The following is a 22290-nucleotide window of genomic DNA, read 5'->3' as shown; positions in this document are numbered from 1 at the left end:
AAATGATCGGCAAGCTAAAAGGCACGCTGGACGAGATCGACGAGGATTTCTGCATCGTCGATGTGCATGGCGTCGGCTATGTCGCCTATTGCTCGGCGCGCACGCTTGCCGCATTGCCGCCGCCCGGCGAGGCGGTGATATTGTTCATCGAGACCTATGTGCGCGAGGATATGCTGCGGCTCTATGGGTTCCAGTCGGTGCTGGAGCGCGAATGGTTCCGGTTGTTGATGAACAATGTGCAGGGCGTCGGCGCCAAGGTGGCGCTGGCAATCCTGTCGACGCTGGCGCCGGCCGACCTCGCCAATGCGATTGCGTTGCGCGATATCGCCATGGTCAGCCGCGCGCCGGGCGTCGGCAAGAAGGTGGCGGAGCGCATCGTCACCGAGTTGAAGAACAAGGCGCCGGCCTATGCAGGTGCTGCCTCCGGCACCATCGGCCTGAAGCAGGAGCTCGGCGAAGGCGTTGCTTCGGCGCCGATCACCGACGCAGTCTCGGCGCTGGTCAATCTCGGCTATTCTCGCGACACTGCCGCCAACGCAGTGGCGGCGGCGTTGAAGACGGCCGGCGAGGAAGCGGACGCGTCGAAGCTGATCCGCTTCGGGCTGAAGGAGCTGGCACGGTGAGATGTTGCCCGACAAATAAATTCCGACTAGGAACAAGAGCATGGTCGGATATGCGGGCTTGACCTCCAGGGGGCAGCTTACGATTCCAAAGAAAGTCCGGAACGAGTTGTCGCTCAAGTCAGGCGATACTGTTGCCTGGACGGTCGTGGATGGTCTCCTGATAGGAACGCCGCGCAATCTCGAATTTGCCGACCTCGCTGGATTTCTGGGTGATCCACCTAACGGGCCCGCTACGCTGGAACAGATCGACGCGGTGGTAAGGGATGCAGTGGGCCGCCAGGTTGTTGGCGAGCAGCAAGACGCCGAACGAGAGGGTGCCGGGTGACGTTAATCCGTGTCGATACGAACTTTTTCCTTCGAGCGGTATGCGCATGAGCCTTTCGCCACGCCTCATTGCTCCCGACAAACGCGGCGAGGACGCCGAGCAGACCTTGCGGCCGCAGACGCTCGGCGACTTCGTCGGCCAGGCGGCGGTGCGGGCCAATCTCAAAGTGTTCATCGAGGCCGCCAAGGGCCGCAGCGAAGCGCTCGATCATGTGCTGTTCGTCGGCCCGCCCGGCCTCGGCAAGACGACGCTGGCGCAGATCATGGCGCGCGAGCTCGGCGTCAATTTCCGCTCGACCTCGGGTCCGGTCATCGCCAAGGCCGGGGATCTCGCGGCGCTGCTCACCAACCTCGAAGACCGCGACGTGCTGTTCATCGACGAGATCCACCGGCTCAACCCGGCGGTCGAGGAAATCCTCTATCCGGCGATGGAGGATTTCCAGCTCGACCTGATCATCGGCGAGGGGCCTGCGGCGCGCTCGGTCAAGATCGACCTGGCCCGCTTCACGCTAGTCGCCGCCACCACCCGGCTCGGCCTGTTGACCAACCCGCTGCGCGACCGCTTCGGCATTCCGGTGCGGCTCAATTTCTATTCCGTCGAGGAACTCGAGCAGATCGTGCGGCGCGGCGCCCGCATCCTTGCCATGCCGCTCGGTGACGACGGTGCTTTGGAGATCGCCCGGCGGGCGCGCGGCACGCCGCGCATCGCGGGCCGGCTGTTGCGCCGGGTGCGCGACTTCGCCAGCGTTGCGGGCGACGGCCATGTCGACCGCAAGATCGCCGACGAGGCGCTGACGCGGCTGGAGGTCGACGGGCTCGGCCTCGACGCGCTCGACCGCCGCTATTTGTCGATGATCGCCCGGAATTTCGGCGGCGGGCCGGTCGGCATCGAAACCATCGCCGCTGGGCTTTCCGAGCCGCGCGATGCCATCGAGGACATCATCGAACCCTTTCTGATCCAGCAAGGCTTTATCATGCGCACTCCGCGCGGCCGCGTGCTGGCGGCCAATGCCTGGCGGCATCTCGGCCTCGACGCGCCGAAGGACCTGGCGCAGCAGCAGATCAGCCTATTCCAGGAAGAGCCGTAAGTTCCGCTGCTTATGGCTTCGGTGCTGGCAGTTCCCGGCCCCGCCCTCCAGGTCTTGATCATCGCCGGTCTATGCGCAAAACAGGTGTTGCTTAAAACAGGGCCCGTCGGGCCAAAAGGACAGCAATGGACGATCACCGTGAATCGGCATTGTCCGCCGGGCTTTCCGGCGCGCTGACGGAATTCGGCCATCGATTGATGGCGCGGGTCTATTATGCAGACACCGATTTTTCCGGCGTCGTCTACCACGCGCGCTATCTCGAGTTCTTCGAGCGCGGCCGTTCCGATTATCTGCGCTTGGCCGGCGTCCACCACACCGAGCTTGCCGAGGGCAAACATGGCGAGAAAATAGTCTGGGTGGTGCGGCGCATGGAAATCGATTTCCGCGGTTCGGCCCGCATGGACGACATCCTGACCATCGATACGCGCACCGACGAGATTTCCGGTGCGCGGATCGTCATGGCGCAGCAATTGAAGCGCGGCAGCGAAGTGCTGGTCGAGGCGCGGGTCGAAGCGGCGATCGTCGGCGACAACGGACGGCCGCGGCGCTTTCCCAAGGACTGGATCGCAGCTTTCATGCCAAGAACGCGCAAATAAAGATTCAGAGGCGGACGATCCCGGAACTTCCGGTCCACGCCAGAATCGCCGGGCGACCTATCAGGGCGCGGCAATGCGCCGCGCTGTACGTCCTAACCCATCCTTAACCATAACGGTCCATGAAGGGATTGGTTAAGATTGGAAGAATCCAAGCGCCTTCCTTTCACCAATATTTGCCCCGAAAAGGCCGCCAATGGTGCATTTGGGGTTATTCCGCCAGCTTAACGCGAACGGACCACAAGGGATGCCCATGGGCCAGCCGCCAGCCACGCCCGGAAAATCTTTAAGGACGTAACATGGAAAACATCGCTCTCGCCGAACCGGGCGCGCATTTATCGATTTGGGCCTTGTTCATGCAGGCCGGTTGGGTGGTCAAGCTGGTCATGATCGGGCTGCTCTGCGCCTCGATCTGGACCTGGGCGATCATCGTCGACAAGCTCGTCGCCTATGCCCGCATGCGGCTGGCGCTCAATCGCTTCGAACAGGTGTTCTGGTCGGGACAGTCGCTGGAAGAACTTTACCGCACGCTCGCCGACCGCAAGACGACCGGCATGAGCGCGATCTTCGTCGCCGCCATGCGCGAATGGAAGAAGAGCTTCGAGAAGGGCGCGAAATCGCCGCTCGGCCTGCAGACCCGCATCGACAAGGCCATGGATCTGGCGCTGACCCGCGAGATGGAAAAGCTGGAAGGGCGGCTCGGCTTTCTCGCCACCACCGGCTCGGCGGCGCCCTTTATCGGCCTGTTCGGCACGGTTATCGGCATCATGACCTCGTTCCAGGCGATCGCCGCGTCGAAGAACACCAGCCTGTCGGTGGTCGCGCCCGGCATCGCCGAGGCGCTGCTGGCGACGGCCATCGGCCTGCTCGCCGCCATCCCTGCCGTCATCGCCTACAACAAGCTGTCGTCCGACGCGAGCAAGATCGCGGTGCGCATGGAAGGGTTCGCGGATGAGTTCTCCGCCATACTCTCGCGCCAAATCGATGAAAAAGTCGTGCAGAAGGCCTGAGGAACGATCATGGGAATGTCCGTAAGCGCAGGTGGCGGAGGACGCGGCGGGCGCGGCCACAGGCGGCGCGGCCGCCATCACGCCCTGATATCGGAGATCAACGTCACGCCGATGGTCGACGTGATGCTGGTGCTGCTGATCATCTTCATGGTCGCGGCGCCGTTGCTGACGGTCGGCGTTCCGGTCGATCTGCCCGAGACGAAGGCCAAGGCGATGAACGCCGATACCCAGCCGATCACTATTTCGATCGACGCCACGGGTAAGATCTTCCTGCAGGAGACCGAAATCCCGCTGGAGGAGCTGGTCGCGAAACTACAGGCGATTTCCAAGACCGGCTACGAGGAGCGCATCCGCATCCACGGCGACAAGGCTACGAACTACGGCACCGCGATGGAGGTGATGGCCCAGATCGCGGCCGCCGGCTACAAGAACATCGGCCTGATGTCATTGCCGAAGCAGGACCAATAGACGCGAGATGAAGACCGGCCTCACCACATCGGTGACCTTGCATACGGTGGCGCTCGCCTTCGGCCTGTTCACGCTGTCGGCGCCGGCTGCGCTTCCGTCGTCCGATGTCGAGTCGGTCGCGGTCGAAATCGTGCCGATGGAGGCCGTCTCGCAGGTTTTGCAAGGCGACAAGAAAGCCGTGATGCACGAAAAGCCGGCGCCGCTGCCGACACAGCGTCCCGACATCGTTCCCGACGCCCAGAAAGTCGGCGATAACAGCGTCGACACCGACAAGCCCCCGACACCTGAGCCCAAGCCCCAGCCAGTCGACATGACGGCGGCTCCGCCACCCGCGCCGACGCCAGTCGAAAAGCCCAAGCCCGAGGACGTGCCGAAGCCGAAGGAAGAGCCGAAGCCAATTCCCGCTACGGAGGTGGCGCCGGTGCCGCAGCCGAAGGAAGAGGTCAAGCCCGAACCTGTCAAGCAGACCGAGCCCAAGCCGACGCCGGCCAAGGAGCCGACGCCCACACCGCCGCAGGACAAGACTGCCGCGATCGATCCGCAGCCCGAGGTCAAGCCGGATGCCGTCGCCGAGGCGATTGCCAAGCAACCGCCAACCGAGGAGGCGCAGCTTCCGGACTCGGCGCCAGCACCCGAGGCTCGGCCGAAGCCGCAGCCGGCCCAGGCCGAAAGCGCCAAGGCGCCGGAGCGCAAGGACGCCGACAAGCCGGTCAAGGAAGCCTCGTCCAAGCCGAAATCGGACGACAAGCAGTTCAACGCCGACGAGATTTCGGCTCTGCTCGACAAGCGGAAGCCGGCCGGTGGCGGCGCCAAGCGCTCGACCCAACAGTCTTCGCTCGGCGGCGACAAGGATCAGGGCCAGAAGCTTTCGAAATCGGAGCAGGGGGCATTGGAAGCCCAGCTTGGTGGTTGCTGGACGCTTCCGGCAGGGCTCGAGGGCTCGGAAAATTTCGTCGTCGTGGTCCGGTTTAATCTGGACGCCTCCGGCAAGTTGGATGGCCGGCCGAGCGTTGAAAAGTCGAGCGGAAACCGCCCGTTTGACGAAAGTGCAGTGCGCGCGGTTCAGAAATGCGATGTGGCCGGCTTGCAGGTTCCCGCGGGCAAGCAAGACATCTGGTCCGACGTTCGGGTCACTTTCGACCCCAGGGAGATGCTCGGCCTTTAGGCCCGGCGCCCACAGAGTCAGCGAAGAAAAGCGAGAAGACATGAAATCCATCCTCAAGCCGCTCCTGATGATCGTAGCGATGGCGCTGGGCATGACTGCCGCCGCCACCTTGCCGGCGCGGGCGCTCGTTGAGCTCAACGTCAACAAGGGTAATGTCGAGCCGTTGCCGATCGCCATTACCGATTTCCAGGGTGGCGATGCACTCGGCGCCGAGATTTCCGGCATCGTCAGTGCCGACCTGAAACGCTCCGGCCTGTTCGCGCCGATCGACAAAAGCGCTTTCATCGAAAAGATCTCGAACCCGGATGCCACGCCGCGCTTCGAGGACTGGAAGGTGATCAATGCGCAGGCGCTGGTCACCGGCAGTGTCGGCAAGGAGGCTGACGGCCGTGTCCGCGCCCAGTACCGGCTGTGGGACACCTTTGCCGGCCAGCAGATGTCGGGCGAACAGTTCTTCGCCAACGACGCCAATACCAGGCGCGTCGCCCACATCATCGCCGACGCCATCTACGAACGGCTGACCGGCGAGAAGGGCTATTTCGACACCCGCGTCGTCTTCATCGACGAGTCCGGCGCCAAGAATGCGCGTAAGAAGCGGCTTGCCATCATGGACCAGGACGGCGCCAACGTCCGCTATCTCTCGAACGGCAAGTCGATCGTGCTGACGCCGCGCTTCTCGCCGAACCGGCAGGAAATCACCTATATGTCCTACGAGAGCGGTCAGCCGCGGGTGTACCTGCTGCAGATCGAGACGGGGCAGCGCGAGCTGGTCGGCAATTTCCCCGGCATGACGTTTGCGCCGCGCTTTTCGCCGGATGGCCAGAAGGTAATAATGAGCCTTCTGCGCGACGACGGAAATTCCAACATCTTTGCCATGGACCTGAGAAGCCGCTCGACGACCAGGCTCACCAATTCGACCGCCATCGATACCTCGCCATCCTACTCGCCTGACGGCAGCAAGGTGGTGTTCACGTCGGACCGCGGCGGCCGCGCGCAGATCTATGTGATGGGCGCCGACGGCTCGGGCCAGACCCGCATCTCGTTCGGCGACGGCGTCTATTCGACGCCGGTGTGGTCGCCGCGCGGCGATCTCATCGCCTTCACCAAGCAGACCGGCGGCGAATTCCAGATCGGCGTCATGCGCACCGACGGTTCGGGTGAGCGCATCCTGTCCACCGGCTTTCAGCAGGAAGGGCCGACCTGGGCGCCCAACGGCCGGGTGCTGATGTTCTTCCGCGATTCCAATGGCGGACCAAAACTTGTTTCGGTCGACCTCACCGGCCGCAACGAACAGTCGATCCCGACGGCGAACTTCGCCTCGGATCCGGCCTGGTCGCCGCTGCTCGAATAGAGGAACTGAGGAATTGACGAACTGACGAGTTGAAGAACTGAAGAATGGAGAAGCCAGGGGCCTACATCGAGCACGCGAGGGATTTGGAAGTCTATAAGCGCGCCTATGCGGTTTCCCTTGGGGTACACAGAGCCACGCTTGCTTTTCCGAAAATGGAGCAATACGCGCTCGCCGATCAACTACGTCGTTCCAGCAAGGCGATCTGCGCCAATTTGGCTGAGGGTTTTGCCAAACAGACCCGCTCCAAGCCCGAATTCGCACGCTTCATTTCGATGGCCATAGGGTCATGCAGTGAAGTGGAGACGTGGATTTCGTATGCGTTCGACCTCGAGTATATCACACAGGTGCAACGCGACGACTGGTTGCAATCCTATGCCCGCATCTACGGAATGCTGGTCAATCTCAGAGAGAAGCTGAGGTGATCTCTTTCCTCAATTCCTCAACTCTTCAATTCTTCAATTCCCTCTTTTTCATGTTTTGGCCGCATTTCCGCCTACGGTCCGCGCTCATTGTCGCCCTTGAGTAGCCCTCGGCAGAACGGTTGTGGACGGCAGCCGAAACCAAATTTTAACCGTGTTTCTTGAGCGCCGGTTAACCCAAACGTGGTTACTGGACGATCAATGAAATCACTCGAATTGCGAAGGAGAGGCGGCATGGGCCGTATCGCAGCACTTACCACAAACCCGGTCATGATCGCGCTGGTCGCGATGCTCGCGATTACCGGTTGCGCCTCGAAGAAGACGCCGAACAGCGCCGCCGATCTCGGCCTCAACGGCGCCGGCGCGGCAACGCCCGGGTCGGCCCAGGACTTCACCGTCAACATCGGCGACCGCATCTTCTTCGACACCGATTCATCCTCGATCCGCGCTGATGCGCAGACGACGCTGTCGCGCCAGGCGCAGTGGCTGAACCAGTACAAGCAGTATGCCATCGTCATCGAAGGCCATGCCGACGAGCGCGGCACACGCGAATACAATCTGGCGCTCGGCGCCCGCCGTGCTGCCGCCACGCGCGACTTCCTGGTCGCCAAGGGCGTTTCGGCGCAGCGCCTGAAGACCATTTCCTACGGCAAGGAGCGTCCGGTCGCGGTTTGCGACGACATCTCCTGCTGGTCGCAGAACCGCCGCGCCGTCACCACGCTGGGCGGCGCCGGCTCCTGATCGGCATAAATGCAACACTTGGTGCGAAAGGCGGCCAAAGGGCCGCCTTTTTCATATCTGCCCGCTCCAAACAAAATTTGGCCGAAGTCTCACGTCCTGTTAAGAGCCGAGAGCGTCTGGCTAGTCCCAGTTGGCTGGTCTACTTCGAGTGAGAGGCGCGCAACAACGGTTTCACGGCGAGAGGCACATGCATTTCAGATCGGTCTTGAGCGGCACGCTTGCGCTGCTGCTCGTATCAAGTATCGCGGCACTTGCTGACGGGGCAAGCGGCACCGAGCAGTCATCGGAAAGCGGCTTTTCCTTCCATCTGCCGACGATCAAACTGCCCGGCATTTTCGGTGAAAAGAAAAAGCCGGATCAGGTTCAACTCGCGCAACAGGATGGCACCGGCACTCCGGCGCTGGAGGAACAGCTCCGGCAGATGAACGGCAAGATCGAGGAACTCAACTTCCAGGTCCTGCAGATGCAGGAGCAGATCCGCAAGCAGCAGGAAGACAACGAATTCCGCTTCCAGCAGTTGGAAGGCGGTCCGCAAGGCGCGCAGCAGCCGGCCGAGCAGAAGAAGTCCGAGGCGGCGCCCAACAGCGACAATCCCAACGGCGACAGTAACGTGGCGGAGGCGCCGGCAACGCAGGCTCCGGCCGCTGCCGACACGCCGCCAGCCGGCGACAAGAGCGTCGAGGACGTCATCGTCGAATCGCCCAACGGCGATCCCGGCAAGCTGATCCCCGGCGCGCCGCCCAAGACGTTCGGCACCATCACCGTCGACAAAAACGGCAATGTCGTCGAAGCCGACGGCAATGCGCAGGCGAACGCGCCGGAGCAGAATACGGCCCCAGCCAACGGCGCCAACGCAGCCGGCAACAAGGCCGGCAAATCCGACGATACGGTGGTCGCGGCACTCCCCTCGACCAACGACCCGGAGGAGCTTTACCGCAATTCTTACCAGTTCATCCTGTCGGGCGACTACAGCACCGCCGAACAGGGCTTCCGCGACCATATCGCTCGGTTTCCCCGGGACGCCAAAGCGGCGGACGCGCATTACTGGCTCGGTGAATCGCTGCTCGGCCAGCAGAAATACCGCGATGCGGCCGAGACTTTCCTCGCAGCCAGCAAGGACTATCCCAAGGCCAAGAAAGCGCCAGACATGCTGCTGAAGCTCGGCGTTTCACTGGTCGGGCTGAAGCAGCGCGACGTGGCCTGTGCCACCTTCAGCGAGATCGGCAAGCGCTACCCCGATATTTCCGGCGCGCTCAAGGAGCGGGTCAAGCAGGAAAGGGCACTCGCGGCGTGCTAGTTTTTCTGTTGCACGTCGTTGCCCCAAAACCGGGCCCACTTTTGGGCGACATGCATGACGCTCGACACCGAGCCTGATCTTTCGGATTTTTCGCGGATCGACTTTTCCAACGGCGCTGTTGTGGCCGTGTCCGGCGGCAGCGACTCGACCGCCCTTCTCCTCCTCCTCAAAGCCCATCTCGACCGTACCGCACCGGCAACGAAATTGCTGGCGGTGACGATCGATCACCAATTGCGGCCGCAAGCGGCAGCGGAAGCGCAAGCCGTGGCCAGGCTGTGCGCGGCGCGCGGCATTGCCCATCGCATCGTCGTCTGGTCGGGGCACAAACCAGCGACCGGCCTGCCCGCCGCCGCGCGCGAAGCCCGATACCGGCTGCTCGCCGAGGCCGCCGAAGCGGCAGGCGTCGGGCTGATCCTGACCGGCCACACCGCCGACGACCAGGCCGAGACCGTGCTGATGCGGCAAGCGCGTGACGAGGTGCCAAGTGAGGAGAGGCCGCGGGGCCTTGCCGGCATGGCGCCGGCAACCCTCTACGACTGGCGGTACTGGATCGTGCGGCCGCTGCTCGGCGTGCGGCGTGCGGCGCTGCGCGAATTCCTCCGGCGCGAACAGGTCGCTTGGGTCGAGGACCCGACCAATGCCGACACTGCTTTCGAGCGCCCGCGCGTCCGCGCAGCACTTGTTGAAGGCGACGATGCGCTTCGCATGGCTGAAACGATGGCGCTGGCCAGAAAGGCGGCGGTCGAGCGTGAGCAGTTAGGACAGCGCGCGGCCATGCTGATCCGCGGCTTGGCCTCCAGGCCGGCCGCCGGCCTCGTCCGCCTCGATCAGGATTTTGCGACGGTCGCCGACCGCCGGGCGGCTATTTATGCGCTGCGCATCCTGCTGGCGGCGACCGGCGGTACCGCCTTCCTTCCCGACCAGGCCCGCGGCGAAGCCCTTTTCGGCCGGCTTCGGGCCGGGCCGCTTTGTGCCACATTGTCGCGGAGCGTGGTCGATGCCCGGCGTACCGGCATCTTTCTGCATCGTGAGTTGCGCGATCTGCCGCCCGCTGTTGCGGTTTCCGACAATGCCCTTTGGGACGGCCGCAGACGGATCACATTGAGCGACAGTTCAGGTGCATTGTTGATCGCGCCGCTGTTGGTTGCCCCGCTCGGGGTGGCTCTTGCCGCAAAGCGGGCAATTGCCGGGCATGGCACGCCGGCAAGCCTTGTGCGTGCCGCCTTGGCCGCCGAACCAGCGCTATGGCGGGATGGCGAATGCCTTGGTCTGCCTGGGCAAGGCCCGGGTTTGCCTGAGGAAAGCCCGATGCCGGCGGCGGTCGCCGCATATCCGGCAGTCGCGCCCTTCGCCCGTTTCCTGCCGTCCTTCGATCTGGCGCCGGCCGATGCCGTCGCCGCGTTGCTTGGCGCGGCGCCGGTTCCAGCCGCGCCATTCGGCGGCCACAGTGCCGGCCTACCACGGGCGAAAGCTTAACCGAGACCTGCTGTTATGCTTGGCAAGGGGAGACGCTCTCCCTATGTTAGGGCCAAGTTTCCTCTCACGACGTGCGTCCGCCCAGCGGGCGCCAACGGGACAATTGATGAATCCAAATTATCGCAACCTCGCGCTCTGGGCGATCATAGCGGTCCTGCTCATCGCTCTCTTCAATCTTTTCCAAACGCCGCAGACGCGTGGAGCCTCGAGCGATGTCCCCTATTCGCAGTTCCTACAGGAGGTCGCGGCGGGACGGATCAAGTCGGTGACCATCGCCGGCGCCCGTATCTCCGGCAACTACACGGACAGCTCCAACGGCTTCCAGACCTATTCGCCTGGGGACCCGTCGCTGGTTTCGCGGTTGCAGGACAAGAACGTCACCATTAATGCGCGTCCTGAATCCGACGGCTCCAATTCGCTGTTTGGCACCCTGATATCCTGGCTGCCGATGATCCTCATCCTCGGCGTCTGGATATTCTTCATGCGCCAGATGCAGTCCGGTTCCGGCCGCGCCATGGGCTTCGGCAAGTCGAAGGCCAAGCTTTTGACCGAAGCGCATGGCCGCGTCACCTTCCAGGACGTCGCCGGCGTCGACGAAGCCAAGGAAGATCTGGAAGAGATCGTCGAGTTCCTGCGCGACCCGCAGAAATTCCAGCGGCTCGGCGGCAAGATCCCGCGCGGCGTGCTGCTCGTCGGTCCTCCCGGAACCGGCAAGACGCTGCTCGCCCGCTCGGTCGCCGGTGAAGCCAACGTGCCGTTCTTCACCATTTCGGGCTCGGATTTCGTCGAGATGTTCGTCGGCGTCGGTGCAAGCCGCGTCCGCGACATGTTCGACCAGGCCAAGAAGAACGCCCCTTGCATCATCTTCATCGACGAAATCGATGCCGTCGGCCGCCATCGCGGTGCCGGCCTCGGCGGCGGCAATGACGAGCGCGAGCAGACGCTGAACCAGCTGCTGGTCGAGATGGATGGCTTCGAATCCAACGAAAGCATCATCCTGATCGCCGCCACCAACCGGCCCGACGTGCTCGATCCGGCGCTGCTCAGGCCGGGCCGCTTCGATCGCCAGGTGGTGGTGCCGAACCCCGACATCGTCGGCCGCGAGAAGATCCTGAAGGTGCATGTGCGCAACGTGCCGCTGGCGCCCAATGTCGACCTCAAGGTGATCGCACGCGGCACGCCGGGCTTTTCCGGCGCCGACCTGATGAACCTGGTCAACGAGTCCGCCCTGATGGCGGCGCGGCGCAACAAACGCCTCGTCACCATGGCCGAATTCGAGGACGCCAAGGACAAGATCATGATGGGCGCCGAGCGCCGCTCGTCGGCGATGACGCAGGCTGAGAAGGAGCTGACAGCCTATCACGAGGCCGGCCACGCCATCCTGGCGCTCAATGTGCCGTCGGCCGATCCGCTGCACAAGGCGACCATCATCCCGCGCGGCCGGGCACTCGGCATGGTCATGCAGCTGCCGGAAGGCGACCGCTATTCGATGAGCTACAAATACATGATCTCGCGCCTCGCCATCATGATGGGCGGCCGTGTCGCCGAGGAGTTCAAGTTCGGCAAGGAGAACATCACCTCAGGCGCCTCTTCCGATATCGAGCAGGCGACCAAGCTGGCGCGCGCCATGGTGACGCGCTGGGGCTTCTCCGACAAGCTCGGCCATGTCGCCTATGGCGACAACCAGGAGGAGGTGTTCCTCGGCCATTCGGTGGCGCGCACGCAGAATATCTCGGAAGAGACGGCGCAGATCATCGACGCCGAAGTGCGCCGGCTGATCGACGAGGCCTATTCGACGGCAAGGTCCATCCTGACCAAGAAGAAGAAGGAATGGATCGCGCTGGCGCAAGGCCTGCTCGAATACGAGACGCTGTCCGGCGAGGAGATCAAGCAGCTGATCGCCGGCAATAAGCCCGCACGCGACCTCGGCGACGACACACCGCCGAGCCGCGGCTCGGCCGTGCCGAAGTCCGGCCGCCGCAAGAAGGGCCCCGAGCCCGAAGGCGGTATGGAACCCCAGCCGTCAAGCTAGGCTCCGGCCCAGGAGAGATCGACTTCGAAACGCCGCGGCTCTGACCGCGGCGTTTTTCTTTGGGGAATGCGACCCTTCCTGCATCGCTGGAAATTGGCGAAAGTGACGATGACGGCCAATCTCCCCCCTCGCGGGGGAGATGTCCGGCAGGACAGAGAGGGGCGCGAAGGAACGCGGCCTTCTATCGTCCTCGTTGACGACTTCGGGAAGATCGACAAGGCGCGCCGGTGAAGGAAATTCGCAGTTTTTTGCCGACGGCGCCACATTTTGTTCTTGCTTTGTGCCGGCAGCTATGCTACTAATTTGCGTATGGTGCCAATTGGCTCCAACGACCCGCCCGCCGAGGCGGGTTTTTTGTTTCAGGCTCCTTCGACCAAACGTGGCGCGTGCTGCCGACCATCGATGTCGGCGGGACAGCGCCCCTCTCTGTCCTGCCGGGTCCTGCCGGACATCTCCCCCACGAGGGGGGAGATCGCTAGAGCGGCGGCCGACTGCGCGCGGATGCCGCCTCTTCGGAACGCGCGGCAGCATGCAGCAACAAAAAAGCCCGCGAACCTTGCGGCTCGCGGGCTCATGTCGTCGGATGATGGCGCTGGTCAGCTCTTCAGCTTGGCGTTGCAGAGGCTGTAGAAGCCGCCGCCCTTCTGGATCCACCTGAGGCCGCCCAGCGTGTTGGCGTCCTTGTTGGCGTAATACAGGTCGAGGCAGGTGTGCATGCGGCCCTTGGCCGGGGTCTCGGTAGCGTATTTCTTGGAGATCGCCGTCGGGAATTTCACGCCCTGGGGGGCGGTGATGGTCGGCGCTTGCGGATCGCCGGTGTACTTCGCATCGGGAGCCGGCAGGGTGTCGTCGTCGTCGGCTGCGCCGGCGCCGCATTGGCTCTTGCGGAAGTCGTTCCACTTCATGCCGTTCAAAGTATTGCCGGACTTGGCGGCCTGATATTTGGCGCTGCAATCAGCCATGCTGAGGCCTTTGCCGGTATCGGTCGCGGCAGCTGTCGTCGCCTTGGCAGGTGCCGCGGCAGGTTGTGCCGCTGCAGTTGCGCCGGCGGCGCATTCACTCTTGCGGAAATCGTTCCATTTCATGCCGTTGAGCGTGCCGGCAGCCTTGGCGGCCTGGTATTTGGTGCTGCATTCCTTGGCCGTCAGGCCCGGCGCAGCGTCGTCGGCGGTGGCTGCCGCAGCCTTGGTCGTGGCGGCGGGTTGTGCGGCTGCCGTCGCGTCGGCGGCGCACTGGGTCTTGCGGAAATCGTTCCACTTCATGCCGTTCAGCGTGCCGGCGGCTTTTGCCGCCTGGTACTTGGTGCTGCACTCCTTCGCCGTCAGCCCAGGCGCCGCATCGTCGCCGGCGGCTGCCTTGGTGGTGTCGGCGGCCTTGGCCGTGGCTTTGGCTGGGGCGGGATCGGTCGTAGCGGCGGTGGCATCGGTGCCGCATTGGGCCTTGCGGAACTGGTTCCAGTTCTGCCCGCCAAGCGTTCCCGCATCCTTGGCCGCGTTATACTTGGTGCTGCACTCGGCCATGGTCAGCGCATTGGCAGGCGCCGCCAGGAATAAGGTCGCGACGGCAAGGCCCGTCAAAGTGGCAAGTCGATGGATGAGCATGCGTTTTCTCCCTATGGCGGTTCATGATATGTCCCAGTGCAGCAATAGCGCTCAACGGCTGGTTGCGCCAGATGCTAAGTAGCGTAGAGACAATTTAGAAGTGCATTCTTTTCTTTAAGGTGATGAATTCGTTGCCGGGACTGTTTCCCAGCCAAGTTCGTCCGGGTGCATTGCACGGAGAGCGCGCATATGGCTCGTTCCCAGCGAGTACACTGCGTCGCATGACAGCCAGTCAAATCGGCGGGTGCGACGGACCTGAGCCTATCTCTGTCTGAAGCAGCGCGATGCGGATTCGGGTTCAAGGCCACACTGTCACAAACCAAAGGATCCAGATGAGGTTTGAGGTTGACGTTTCTGATGCTGCTGCCGCAACAAGGGCTCGAAACTTGAAAATCAACACATTAGCGTGACGCAAAACACACAAGACAACAATTTTCTAAGGATTGGTCGTCCATAATCATACAATGTGATGACAGAGCTCGGCCGATTTTATGGCATGAGATGCTCGGAAAGAACCATCGGGAAGCTGGCTAGCATGGCAGGACATTATTTCGGTACGGACGGTATTCGTGGGCGCGCCAACAAGTTTCCAATGACGGCGGAGGTCGCCATGAGGGTCGGCATGGCCGCCGGCCTCTCGTTCCAGCGCGGCAGCCACCGCCACCGCGTCGTGCTCGGCAAGGATACCAGGCTTTCCGGCTACATGATCGAGAACGCGATGGTGTCGGGCCTGTGCGCCGCCGGCATGGATGTCTTCCTGCTCGGCCCGATCCCGACGCCAGCGGTTGCAATGCTGGTGCGCTCGCTGCGCGCTGATATAGGGGTGATGATCTCTGCCTCGCACAACCCCTATTACGACAATGGCATCAAGCTGTTCGGCCCCGATGGCTACAAGCTGTCCGATGAGATCGAGGAGCGTATCGAGGGGATGCTCGACAAGGATATCGAACTGGCGCTTGCCGATTCTGATGGGCTCGGCCGCGCCAAACGCGTCGACGGCGTGCATGACCGCTATATTGAATTCGCCAAGCGCACGCTGCCGCGCTCGATGTCGCTGTCGGGCCTGCGCATCGTCGTCGATTGCGCCAATGGCGCCGCCTACAAGGTGGCGCCCGACGCGCTATGGGAACTCGGCGCCGAGGTCGTTGCCATCAATGTCGAGCCCAACGGCTTCAACATCAACAAGGAATGCGGCTCGACCCATCCGGCCGGCCTGCAAAAGAAGGTGCACGAGGTGCGCGCCGATATCGGCATAGCGCTCGACGGCGATGCCGACCGCGTCGTCATTGTCGACGAGAACGGCGCGATCGTCGATGGCGACCAGATCATGGCGCTGATCGCCGAATCCTGGCACCAGAGCGGGCGGCTGGCCGGCGGCGGGGTCGTCTCGACGGTGATGTCCAATCTCGGCCTCGAACGCTTCCTCGGCGACATGAACCTGCAGTTGCATCGCACCAAGGTCGGCGACCGCTATGTCGTCGAGCACATGCGTGCCCATGGGCTCAATGTCGGCGGCGAACAGTCGGGCCACATCGTGCTGTCCGATTTCTCGACCACCGGCGACGGCCTCGTCTCGGCGCTCCAGGTGCTCGCCTGCATCAAGCGGCAGAACCGGCCGGTCAGCGAATTGTCGAAGAAGTTCGAGCCGGTGCCGCAGCTGTTGAAGAACGTGCATATTTCCGGCGGCAAGCCGCTGGAGGAGGCGCCGGTCAAGGCAGCGATCGAAGATGCGCGCCATCGCCTCGGCAAGGCCGGGCGCTTGGTCATCCGGCCATCCGGCACGGAGCCGCTCATCCGTGTCATGGCGGAGGGCGACGACCCGCAGCTTGTCGAGTCCGTGGTCAACGACATCGTCGAGGTCATTTCGGAAACGCGCAGCGCCGCCTGATCTCCCTCCAATATCAGTTCAAAAAGCCCGCCTTGCCGGCGGGCTTTTTGTTGGATCGCCTGTCAGTCCTGCAACAGCAACGGCCGCCAGAATCCTCGGATTTTAGAGATTCGTGGTTAATCGATACGGTTAAACGCCTTTTAACCTTTCCGATTCATTATCCACAACTGAGGTCAATCATATTTCGGGCGCGTTCGCCGTTCGAGGGTTCTCAGGGGTGATAAGCATGTTCAACACAGCAAGAATGGCTCTCCTGGCCGCGCTGTTTGCCGGCGTCGGGCCGGCATTCGCCGCCGATTTCGTCGAGCCGCCGGTGGTCGAGGAGGCGCCGCCACCGATCGCCTACGAGCCGCCGGCCGAGTATGGCGGCTGGTATATCCGCGGCGATATCGACTATCACTGGTCGAAGTTTCGCGGTGGCGACTATATCACCTACGGTGTAGCGCCCCAGAATCCCGGCAAGTTCGATACAGGCAAGCTGGATGGCGCCTTCTCGGCCGGCGCCGGTGTTGGTTACCAGATCGACGAGCATTTCCGTACCGATCTCACCTTGGACTGGATGAGCAAATCCAAATTCCGCGGCTCGACCAACGGCTTCTGCGGCGTATTACAAACCCCTTGCACATCCGTCGACACCTCGTCCTATTCGGCGCTGCTGCTCTTGGCCAACGCCTATGTCGATATCGGCACCTGGCATGGCGTCACACCTTATGTCGGAGCGGGCATCGGCGGCGCCTGGGTCAAGTGGGATGAACTGCACAACGTCGATGACGACGGCGAGTTCGAGCATCATGGCGGTAAGGGCTGGCGTTTTGCATATGCTGCGATGGCGGGCGCATCCTACTGCCTGACCGACCGCGTAAAGCTCGATGTCGGCTACCGCTTCAGCCACATCAACGGCGGCAAGATGTTCGAATATGCTTCGGATAGCAATGTCGGCCCAGGTTATGACCGAGGCATCAACGTGCACGAAGTGCGCGGCGGCCTGCGCTACCAGTTCGGCAGGTCGGACTGTGCTCCGCCCCCGGAGCCCTATGTTCCGGAACCCGAGCCCGTCTACACCAAGTAGTCGCTTCGAAATCGAAGAATTCGTCGACCGCCCGGCTTCTGCCGGGCGGTTTCGTTTGGCTGCCTAAAGATGCTGCGTTGCTCTGTAATACCGTCCAGCTCGAGGAGCGAAAACGGATCAAATCAATTGCTAACGCCTGTTATCCTTAACCCGCACTTAACCACTATGGTTAACAATGCTCTCTGAAACGGCGCGCGCGATCGCGAATGCGCCAAGTCGGGAGCCGGGGACCATGACATTCAAATCGCCTGTAGTGCTGGCGCTTGCAGCAGTCGTCCTGATGCCGCTCACGCCGGCGCTTGGCGCCGATTACGATCCGCCGGTCTATGTCGACCAGGCGCCCGACTATGTACCGGTCGAGGTTGGCTCGGGATGGTATCTGCGCGGCGATGTCTCCTATCTGGTGCAGAAGAGCTTCAAGGATGAGGATTTCGCCTTCACGCCCGCGAGCTTCGACGAAAAGGAAGATCCCATCTTCGCCAGCATAGGCTTCGGCTACCATTTCAACGACTATCTGCGGGCCGATCTCAATGTCGGCTATCTTCCCGGCAACAAGATCGACGTCGGCTATAACGACGGAACGACGGTGGCATCGGCGACCCTGAAGAACTATGCCTTCTCAGGCATACTCAATGGCTATGTCGACCTTGGCACCTATGTCGGAATCACACCTTATCTCGGCGCTGGTATCGGTGTCGTCCAGAGCAAGCGTCGCCTCTCGGCGAGCTACTTCACGGACAACGCCAACCCCGCCGACGATTTCGTCCTGCGTGACAACAAGACCCAATACTCCTTCGCCTACACGCTGAATGCCGGCCTTGCCTACCAAGTGTCCAAGAACGTCTCAGTCGATCTGGGCTATCAGTATTTTTCCGCGCCAGACGCCGAATATGTGACTGCGGAGAGCCTGACTTCTTTTCCGATCCGCAAAGGAATCAACAATCATCAAGTCAAAGTCGGACTACGCTACGACCTCTGGTAGGCTCGATCGAAGCCGAGGCGTTAACAATGGCGGGTCGTAGGCCCGCCGTTCGCATTTTTGCCCCGGGCGCTGGCAATATCCTGACAGCGACAAAAACTTTCCCCTTGACGCCGAAAGCCTGAACGCATATCGCCGTTCGTGGGCCACCCCTCCCCAACGAGGGGCCACTATCTGGAAGGATAGACCACGATGACGACGCATACGAAGCCCGGATTCCGTCCGGCAAATCCCAATTTTTCCTCAGGTCCCTGTGCAAAACGCCCCGGCTGGTCGGTCGAGGCGCTCAAAAATGCCGCGCTCGGGCGCTCGCACCGTGCCAAGATCGGCAAGACCAAGCTCGAACAAGCGATCGATCTGACGCGGGAAATCCTCCAGGTTCCGGCAGACTATCGCATCGGCATCGTGCCGGCCTCGGACACCGGCGCGGTCGAAATGGCGCTGTGGTCGCTGCTCGGCGAACGCGGCGTCGACATGGTCGCCTGGGAGAGCTTCGGCTCCGGCTGGGTCACCGATGTGGTCAAGCAGCTGAGGCTTGCCGATGTGCGCAGGTTAGAGGCCGACTACGGGGCACTGCCCGACCTGACCAAAATAGACTTCGACCGCGACGTGGTCTTCACCTGGAACGGCACGACGTCGGGCGTGCGCGTGCCGAACGGCGATTTCATCCCGGCCACCCGCAAGGGCCTGACCATTTGCGACGCCACTTCGGCGGCCTTTGCGCAAAAGCTCGATTTTCAGAAACTCGACGTCGTCACCTTCTCCTGGCAGAAGGTGCTGGGCGGTGAGGGCGCGCATGGCATGCTGATCCTCAGCCCGCGCGCCGTCGAACGCCTGGAAAGCTACAAGCCGGCCTGGCCACTGCCGAAGATCTTCCGCCTCACTTCCGGCGGTAAGCTGATCGAGGGCATCTTCAAGGGCGAGACTATCAACACGCCGTCGATGCTGTGCGTCGAGGACTATCTCGATGCGCTGCATTGGGCGAAGTCGATCGGCGGCCTCGATGCGCTGATCGCCCGTGCCGACGCCAATGCCGCCGTGCTCGATGGCTTTGTCCGGAAATCTTCCTGGCTCGGCCATCTTGCAGCCGACCCGGCGACGCGCTCGAACACATCGGTATGCCTTTCCTTCACCGATCCGGATGTCGCGGCACTCGACGCCGACGGACAGGCCGCGTTCGCCAAGGCAATTGTCTCGGTGCTCGACAAGGAAGGCGTCGCCTATGACATCGGCGCCTATCGCGACGCACCGCCCGGCCTGCGCATCTGGTGCGGCGCGACGGTCGAGGCCTCCGACCTCGAGGCGCTGCTGCCTTGGCTGGACTGGGCCTTTGCCGCGCAAAAGGCGTCGCTCAAAGCGGCGGCCTGATCCCTCCCCCTCGAGGGGAGGGTGGCCCGAAGGGCCGGGTGGGGTCGCCTCCACCCGCTCAACGACACGAGCTCAACGATCCACCATCCAGAAAGATTCGGCCGCATCCGGCCGCACCGACCCCACCCCGGCGCTTCGCGCCGACCCTCCCCTCAAGGAGGGACGCCAATCGCAAAGGACCAAGCCAATGCCTCGCGTTCTCGTCTCGGATAAACTTTCCACCACCGCCGTGCAGATCTTCAGGGATCGCGGCATCGACGTCGACTATTTGCCGGATCTCGGCAAGGATAAGGAAAAACTGCTCGAGGTGATCGACCAGTATGATGGGCTGGCCATCCGCTCGGCGACAAAGGTCACGGAGAAGCTGATCAACGCCGCGACCAGGCTGAAGGTCGTGGGCCGCGCCGGCATCGGCGTCGACAATGTCGACATCCCGGCGGCGAGCCGCAAGGGCATCATCGTGATGAACACGCCCTTCGGCAATTCGATCACCACTGCCGAGCATGCGATCGCCATGATCTTCGCGCTGGCCCGCCAGATACCGGAGGCCAACGCCTCGACCCATGCCGGCAAATGGGAAAAGAACCGCTTCATGGGTGTCGAGATCACCGGCAAGACGCTGGGCATCATCGGCTGCGGCAATATTGGCTCGATCGTCGCTACGCGCGGCGTCGGCCTGAAGATGCATGTCATCGCCTTCGATCCGTTCCTGTCGGACAGCCGCGCCGAGGAGCTCGGCGTCGAAAAGGTCGAGCTCGACGAGCTGTTCGCCCGCGCCGACTTCATCACGCTGCACACACCGCTCACCGACAAGACGCGCAACATCATCGATGCCGCGGCGATCGCCAAAATGAAGACCGGTGTGCGCATCATCAATTGCGCGCGTGGCGGGCTGGTCGTCGAGGCCGACCTGATCGCGGCACTGAAAAGCGGCAAGGTGGCAGGCGCCGGCATCGACGTGTTCGAGGTCGAACCGGCGGAGTATAATGAACTGTTCGGCATGGAGAATGTCGTGGCGACGCCGCATCTCGGCGCGTCGACCACCGAAGCGCAGGAGAATGTCGCCCTTCATGTCGCCGAGCAGATGTCCGACTATCTGATCAAGGGCGCCGTTTCCAACGCCATCAACATGCCGTCGATCACCGCCGAAGAGGCGCCGCGGCTGAAACCTTTCGTCAAGCTTGCCGAAGTGCTCGGCGCCTTTGTCGGCCAGGTCACCGAGGACCCAATCAAGGAGGTCGAGATACTGTTCGACGGCTCGACCGCGACGATGAACACGCGCGCGCTGATCAGCGCCACCCTTGCCGGGCTGATCCGGCCGCAGGTCTCCGACGTCAACATGGTGTCGGCGCCGATCATGGTGAAGGAGCGCGGCATCATCGTCGCCGAGGTCAAGCGCGACAAATCCGGCGTGTTCGACGGCTATATCAAGCTCACGGTCAAGACCGAGCATAGGACACGCTCGATCGCCGGCACCTGCTTCTCGGATGGCAAACCGCGCTTCATCCAGATCAAGGGCATCAATCTCGACGCCGAGGTCGGCCAGCACATGCTCTACACGACGAATGCCGATGCGCCTGGGATCATCGGCCTGCTCGGCACGGTCTGCGGCGAGAACGGCGTCAACATCGCCAATTTCCAGCTCGGCCGCAACCGGCCGGGCGGCGATGCCATCGCATTGCTCTATCTCGATGCGCCGTTCCCGGAAAAGGTGTTGGCGCAGGTGCGCTCGCACAAGTCGATCGACTCCGCCAAGCGGCTGCACTTCGACGTCGGCGTGGCCTGAAATTCGGTCACCCCGTGTGCAGCAGCACGCGGGGCGCTTCCACGGTCGTTGATGGACCGCAGTCAAACGTCGCGGCAAGCGACTTCATTCAGCGGCGGATATCGCCGTCTTCCGTCCGCTGTATTCGGCGAGGCTGATGCCGCTGAGCACCAGCGCGAGTGCCAGCGCCTGATAGAGCTGGAATGTCTCGCCGACGATCAGCACCGACAGCAGCGTACCGAAGATCGGCACCAGATTGATGAACAGGCCGGCCCTGTTGGCGCCGATCAGCTCGTTGCCCCTGATATAGAAGATCTGCGAAATGACCGAGGCACCGATGGCGGTATAGAACGCGACCGCCCAGCCGCGGGCATCGGGGACGATGACCTTGCCGGCGGCAATCTCCCACAGGAAGAAAGGCAGCGATGTGATGAGTGCGGCAACCGACAGCGCCAGCATCAGGCTCTGCCAGCGGATGGCCGGCTTCAGCCGCAACCCGACCGAATAGAAGGAGTAGCAAAGCACGGCGATCAGCATGATGGCGTCGCCGAAGTTGAGATCCAGCCTGAGAAGCTGGCGTGGATCGCCATGGCTCGCCGTCACCGCGACGCCGGCGATGGTCAGCACGACGCCGATGATCTGCACGCCGTTGACGCGCAGGCGAAAGAACACGAAATTGGCGATGATGATGACGATCGGGATCGCCGCCTGCTCGATCGAGACGTTGATTGCCGTGGTGTAGTTAAGCGCCGTGTAGAAGATCGTGTTGAAGAAGGCGAAGCCGCAAGCGCCGAGCCCGCCAAGCAGCAACCAGTGCCTGCGCACCACCGACCAGTCTTGGCGCAGCGTTGCCCAGCCGATCGGCAGCAAGATCAGAACCGCCAGCAGCCAACGCAGGAAGACAAGTGTCATCGGCGAGATATGACCGACCGCCAGCTTCCCCGCCACGGAGTTGCCGCCCCACAGCAAGGTGGTGAACAGCAGGAACAGATAGGCGGCTCGATGCATCGTGAAGTCCCGGCCAGGCGGAGAG

20 protein-coding genes and 1 pseudogene are annotated in these 22290 nt (G+C 62.7%); 18 read left to right on the top strand and 3 right to left on the bottom strand.

Annotation, left to right across the window (positions count from 1 at the left end):
• Positions 1 to 2: 2 nt before the first annotated feature.
• A complete protein-coding gene (ruvA, locus tag NKH63_RS06815) occupies positions 3 to 623 on the top strand; it encodes a Holliday junction branch migration protein RuvA (RefSeq protein ID WP_023719613.1) in 621 nt (206 codons plus the stop codon).
• Positions 624 to 663: 40 nt separating this feature from the next.
• Positions 664 to 738, top strand: a pseudogene (locus NKH63_RS31325) (AbrB/MazE/SpoVT family DNA-binding domain-containing protein); the annotation flags it as partial.
• A 3-nt stretch (positions 739 to 741) separates the two neighbouring features.
• On the opposite strand, the gene NKH63_RS31320 reads toward NKH63_RS31325, so the two are convergent.
• Complete coding sequence (locus tag NKH63_RS31320) at positions 742 to 996, bottom strand: hypothetical protein (RefSeq protein WP_348633225.1); 255 nt, start codon at positions 994 to 996, stop codon at positions 742 to 744.
• On the opposite strand from NKH63_RS31320, the gene ruvB reads away from it, so the two are divergent.
• The 11 genes from ruvB (at position 995) to ftsH (ending at position 12587) form a co-directional block, all read left to right on the top strand.
• Positions 995 to 2035 (top strand): Holliday junction branch migration DNA helicase RuvB, encoded by a 1041-nt coding sequence (ruvB, locus tag NKH63_RS06805; protein WP_023719611.1) that lies wholly within the window; start codon positions 995 to 997, stop codon positions 2033 to 2035. The two genes, NKH63_RS31320 and ruvB, sit on opposite strands and share 2 nt — an antisense overlap.
• Positions 2036 to 2160: 125 nt before the next feature.
• Positions 2161 to 2631 (top strand): tol-pal system-associated acyl-CoA thioesterase, encoded by a 471-nt coding sequence (gene ybgC / locus NKH63_RS06800; protein ID WP_023719610.1) that lies wholly within the window; start codon positions 2161 to 2163, stop codon positions 2629 to 2631.
• A 296-nt stretch (positions 2632 to 2927) separates the two neighbouring features.
• Complete coding sequence (gene tolQ / locus NKH63_RS06795; protein ID WP_023719609.1) at positions 2928 to 3638, top strand: protein TolQ; 711 nt, start codon at positions 2928 to 2930, stop codon at positions 3636 to 3638.
• A 9-nt stretch (positions 3639 to 3647) separates the two neighbouring features.
• Complete coding sequence (gene tolR / locus NKH63_RS06790) at positions 3648 to 4106, top strand: protein TolR (protein ID WP_023719608.1); 459 nt, start codon at positions 3648 to 3650, stop codon at positions 4104 to 4106.
• A 7-nt stretch (positions 4107 to 4113) separates the two neighbouring features.
• Positions 4114 to 5271: a cell envelope integrity protein TolA gene (gene tolA, locus NKH63_RS06785; protein ID WP_023719607.1), complete on the top strand. Its 1158-nt coding sequence runs from the start codon at positions 4114 to 4116 to the stop codon at positions 5269 to 5271.
• A gap of 67 nt (positions 5272 to 5338) precedes the next feature.
• A complete protein-coding gene (tolB, locus tag NKH63_RS06780; protein WP_502895839.1) occupies positions 5339 to 6622 on the top strand; it encodes a Tol-Pal system beta propeller repeat protein TolB in 1284 nt (427 codons plus the stop codon).
• Between the two features lie 44 nt (positions 6623 to 6666).
• Entirely contained in the window at positions 6667 to 7044 is a 378-nt protein-coding gene (locus NKH63_RS06775; RefSeq protein ID WP_352480916.1) for a four helix bundle protein, read from the top strand.
• A 231-nt stretch (positions 7045 to 7275) separates the two neighbouring features.
• Positions 7276 to 7782: a peptidoglycan-associated lipoprotein Pal gene (pal, locus tag NKH63_RS06770; RefSeq protein WP_023677992.1), complete on the top strand. Its 507-nt coding sequence runs from the start codon at positions 7276 to 7278 to the stop codon at positions 7780 to 7782.
• 187 nt (positions 7783 to 7969) lie between these two features.
• A complete protein-coding gene (gene ybgF / locus NKH63_RS06765) occupies positions 7970 to 9079 on the top strand; it encodes a tol-pal system protein YbgF (RefSeq protein WP_023719604.1) in 1110 nt (369 codons plus the stop codon).
• Positions 9080 to 9133: 54 nt separating this feature from the next.
• Positions 9134 to 10555 carry a tRNA lysidine(34) synthetase TilS gene (tilS, locus tag NKH63_RS06760; RefSeq protein ID WP_352494162.1) on the top strand — a complete coding sequence of 474 codons (1422 nt, stop codon included), beginning with the start codon at positions 9134 to 9136 and terminating at the stop codon, positions 10553 to 10555.
• Between the two features lie 106 nt (positions 10556 to 10661).
• Complete coding sequence (gene ftsH, locus NKH63_RS06755) at positions 10662 to 12587, top strand: ATP-dependent zinc metalloprotease FtsH (RefSeq protein WP_023677989.1); 1926 nt, start codon at positions 10662 to 10664, stop codon at positions 12585 to 12587.
• Between the two features lie 596 nt (positions 12588 to 13183).
• Here ftsH and NKH63_RS06750 read toward each other — a convergent pair.
• The gene (locus NKH63_RS06750) at positions 13184 to 13849 is read right to left on the bottom strand and encodes a hypothetical protein (RefSeq protein ID WP_502896311.1); all 666 of its coding nucleotides are present in this window, start codon (positions 13847 to 13849) and stop codon (positions 13184 to 13186) included.
• Between the two features lie 874 nt (positions 13850 to 14723).
• Between NKH63_RS06750 and glmM the strand changes: the two genes are divergently transcribed.
• From glmM to serA, 5 genes are all read left to right on the top strand, one after another.
• On the top strand, positions 14724 to 16076 hold the full coding sequence (gene glmM, locus NKH63_RS06745; RefSeq protein WP_352494163.1) for a phosphoglucosamine mutase: 1353 nt from the start codon (positions 14724 to 14726) through the stop codon (positions 16074 to 16076).
• A 226-nt stretch (positions 16077 to 16302) separates the two neighbouring features.
• Positions 16303 to 17145: an outer membrane protein gene (locus NKH63_RS06740; protein ID WP_352640148.1), complete on the top strand. Its 843-nt coding sequence runs from the start codon at positions 16303 to 16305 to the stop codon at positions 17143 to 17145.
• A gap of 232 nt (positions 17146 to 17377) precedes the next feature.
• Positions 17378 to 18127 carry an outer membrane beta-barrel protein gene (locus NKH63_RS06735; RefSeq protein ID WP_352494165.1) on the top strand — a complete coding sequence of 250 codons (750 nt, stop codon included), beginning with the start codon at positions 17378 to 17380 and terminating at the stop codon, positions 18125 to 18127.
• A 189-nt stretch (positions 18128 to 18316) separates the two neighbouring features.
• Entirely contained in the window at positions 18317 to 19492 is a 1176-nt protein-coding gene (locus tag NKH63_RS06730; RefSeq protein WP_352480910.1) for a phosphoserine transaminase, read from the top strand.
• 187 nt (positions 19493 to 19679) lie between these two features.
• Positions 19680 to 21278 (top strand): phosphoglycerate dehydrogenase, encoded by a 1599-nt coding sequence (gene serA / locus NKH63_RS06725; RefSeq protein WP_352480909.1) that lies wholly within the window; start codon positions 19680 to 19682, stop codon positions 21276 to 21278.
• A gap of 84 nt (positions 21279 to 21362) precedes the next feature.
• On the opposite strand, the gene NKH63_RS06720 is transcribed toward serA, so the two are convergent.
• Positions 21363 to 22265: a DMT family transporter gene (locus NKH63_RS06720; protein WP_352480908.1), complete on the bottom strand. Its 903-nt coding sequence runs from the start codon at positions 22263 to 22265 to the stop codon at positions 21363 to 21365.
• Between the last annotated feature and the right edge of the window lie 25 nt (positions 22266 to 22290).

It is taken from the genome of Mesorhizobium sp. M0960 (genome assembly GCF_040319055.1).
Classification (GTDB): domain Bacteria; phylum Pseudomonadota; class Alphaproteobacteria; order Rhizobiales; family Rhizobiaceae; genus Mesorhizobium.
Note: the sequence above shows the minus strand (reverse complement) of the source record. Positions and strands in the feature narration are given on the sequence as shown.

Coding starts and splice junctions, on each gene's coding strand:
- ruvA (WP_023719613.1), top strand. CDS start 3: ATGATCGGCAAGCTAAAAGGCACGCTGGACGAGATCGACGAGGATTTC.
- ruvB (WP_023719611.1), top strand. CDS start 995: ATGAGCCTTTCGCCACGCCTCATTGCTCCCGACAAACGCGGCGAGGAC.
- NKH63_RS31320 (WP_348633225.1), bottom strand. CDS start 996: ATGCGCATACCGCTCGAAGGAAAAAGTTCGTATCGACACGGATTAACG.
- ybgC (WP_023719610.1), top strand. CDS start 2,161: ATGGACGATCACCGTGAATCGGCATTGTCCGCCGGGCTTTCCGGCGCG.
- tolQ (WP_023719609.1), top strand. CDS start 2,928: ATGGAAAACATCGCTCTCGCCGAACCGGGCGCGCATTTATCGATTTGG.
- tolR (WP_023719608.1), top strand. CDS start 3,648: ATGGGAATGTCCGTAAGCGCAGGTGGCGGAGGACGCGGCGGGCGCGGC.
- tolA (WP_023719607.1), top strand. CDS start 4,114: ATGAAGACCGGCCTCACCACATCGGTGACCTTGCATACGGTGGCGCTC.
- tolB (WP_502895839.1), top strand. CDS start 5,339: ATGATCGTAGCGATGGCGCTGGGCATGACTGCCGCCGCCACCTTGCCG.
- NKH63_RS06775 (WP_352480916.1), top strand. CDS start 6,667: ATGGAGAAGCCAGGGGCCTACATCGAGCACGCGAGGGATTTGGAAGTC.
- pal (WP_023677992.1), top strand. CDS start 7,276: ATGGGCCGTATCGCAGCACTTACCACAAACCCGGTCATGATCGCGCTG.
- ybgF (WP_023719604.1), top strand. CDS start 7,970: ATGCATTTCAGATCGGTCTTGAGCGGCACGCTTGCGCTGCTGCTCGTA.
- tilS (WP_352494162.1), top strand. CDS start 9,134: ATGACGCTCGACACCGAGCCTGATCTTTCGGATTTTTCGCGGATCGAC.
- ftsH (WP_023677989.1), top strand. CDS start 10,662: ATGAATCCAAATTATCGCAACCTCGCGCTCTGGGCGATCATAGCGGTC.
- NKH63_RS06750 (WP_502896311.1), bottom strand. CDS start 13,849: ATGAAGTGGAACGATTTCCGCAAGACCCAGTGCGCCGCCGACGCGACG.
- glmM (WP_352494163.1), top strand. CDS start 14,724: ATGGCAGGACATTATTTCGGTACGGACGGTATTCGTGGGCGCGCCAAC.
- NKH63_RS06740 (WP_352640148.1), top strand. CDS start 16,303: ATGTTCAACACAGCAAGAATGGCTCTCCTGGCCGCGCTGTTTGCCGGC.
- NKH63_RS06735 (WP_352494165.1), top strand. CDS start 17,378: ATGACATTCAAATCGCCTGTAGTGCTGGCGCTTGCAGCAGTCGTCCTG.
- NKH63_RS06730 (WP_352480910.1), top strand. CDS start 18,317: ATGACGACGCATACGAAGCCCGGATTCCGTCCGGCAAATCCCAATTTT.
- serA (WP_352480909.1), top strand. CDS start 19,680: ATGCCTCGCGTTCTCGTCTCGGATAAACTTTCCACCACCGCCGTGCAG.
- NKH63_RS06720 (WP_352480908.1), bottom strand. CDS start 22,265: ATGCATCGAGCCGCCTATCTGTTCCTGCTGTTCACCACCTTGCTGTGG.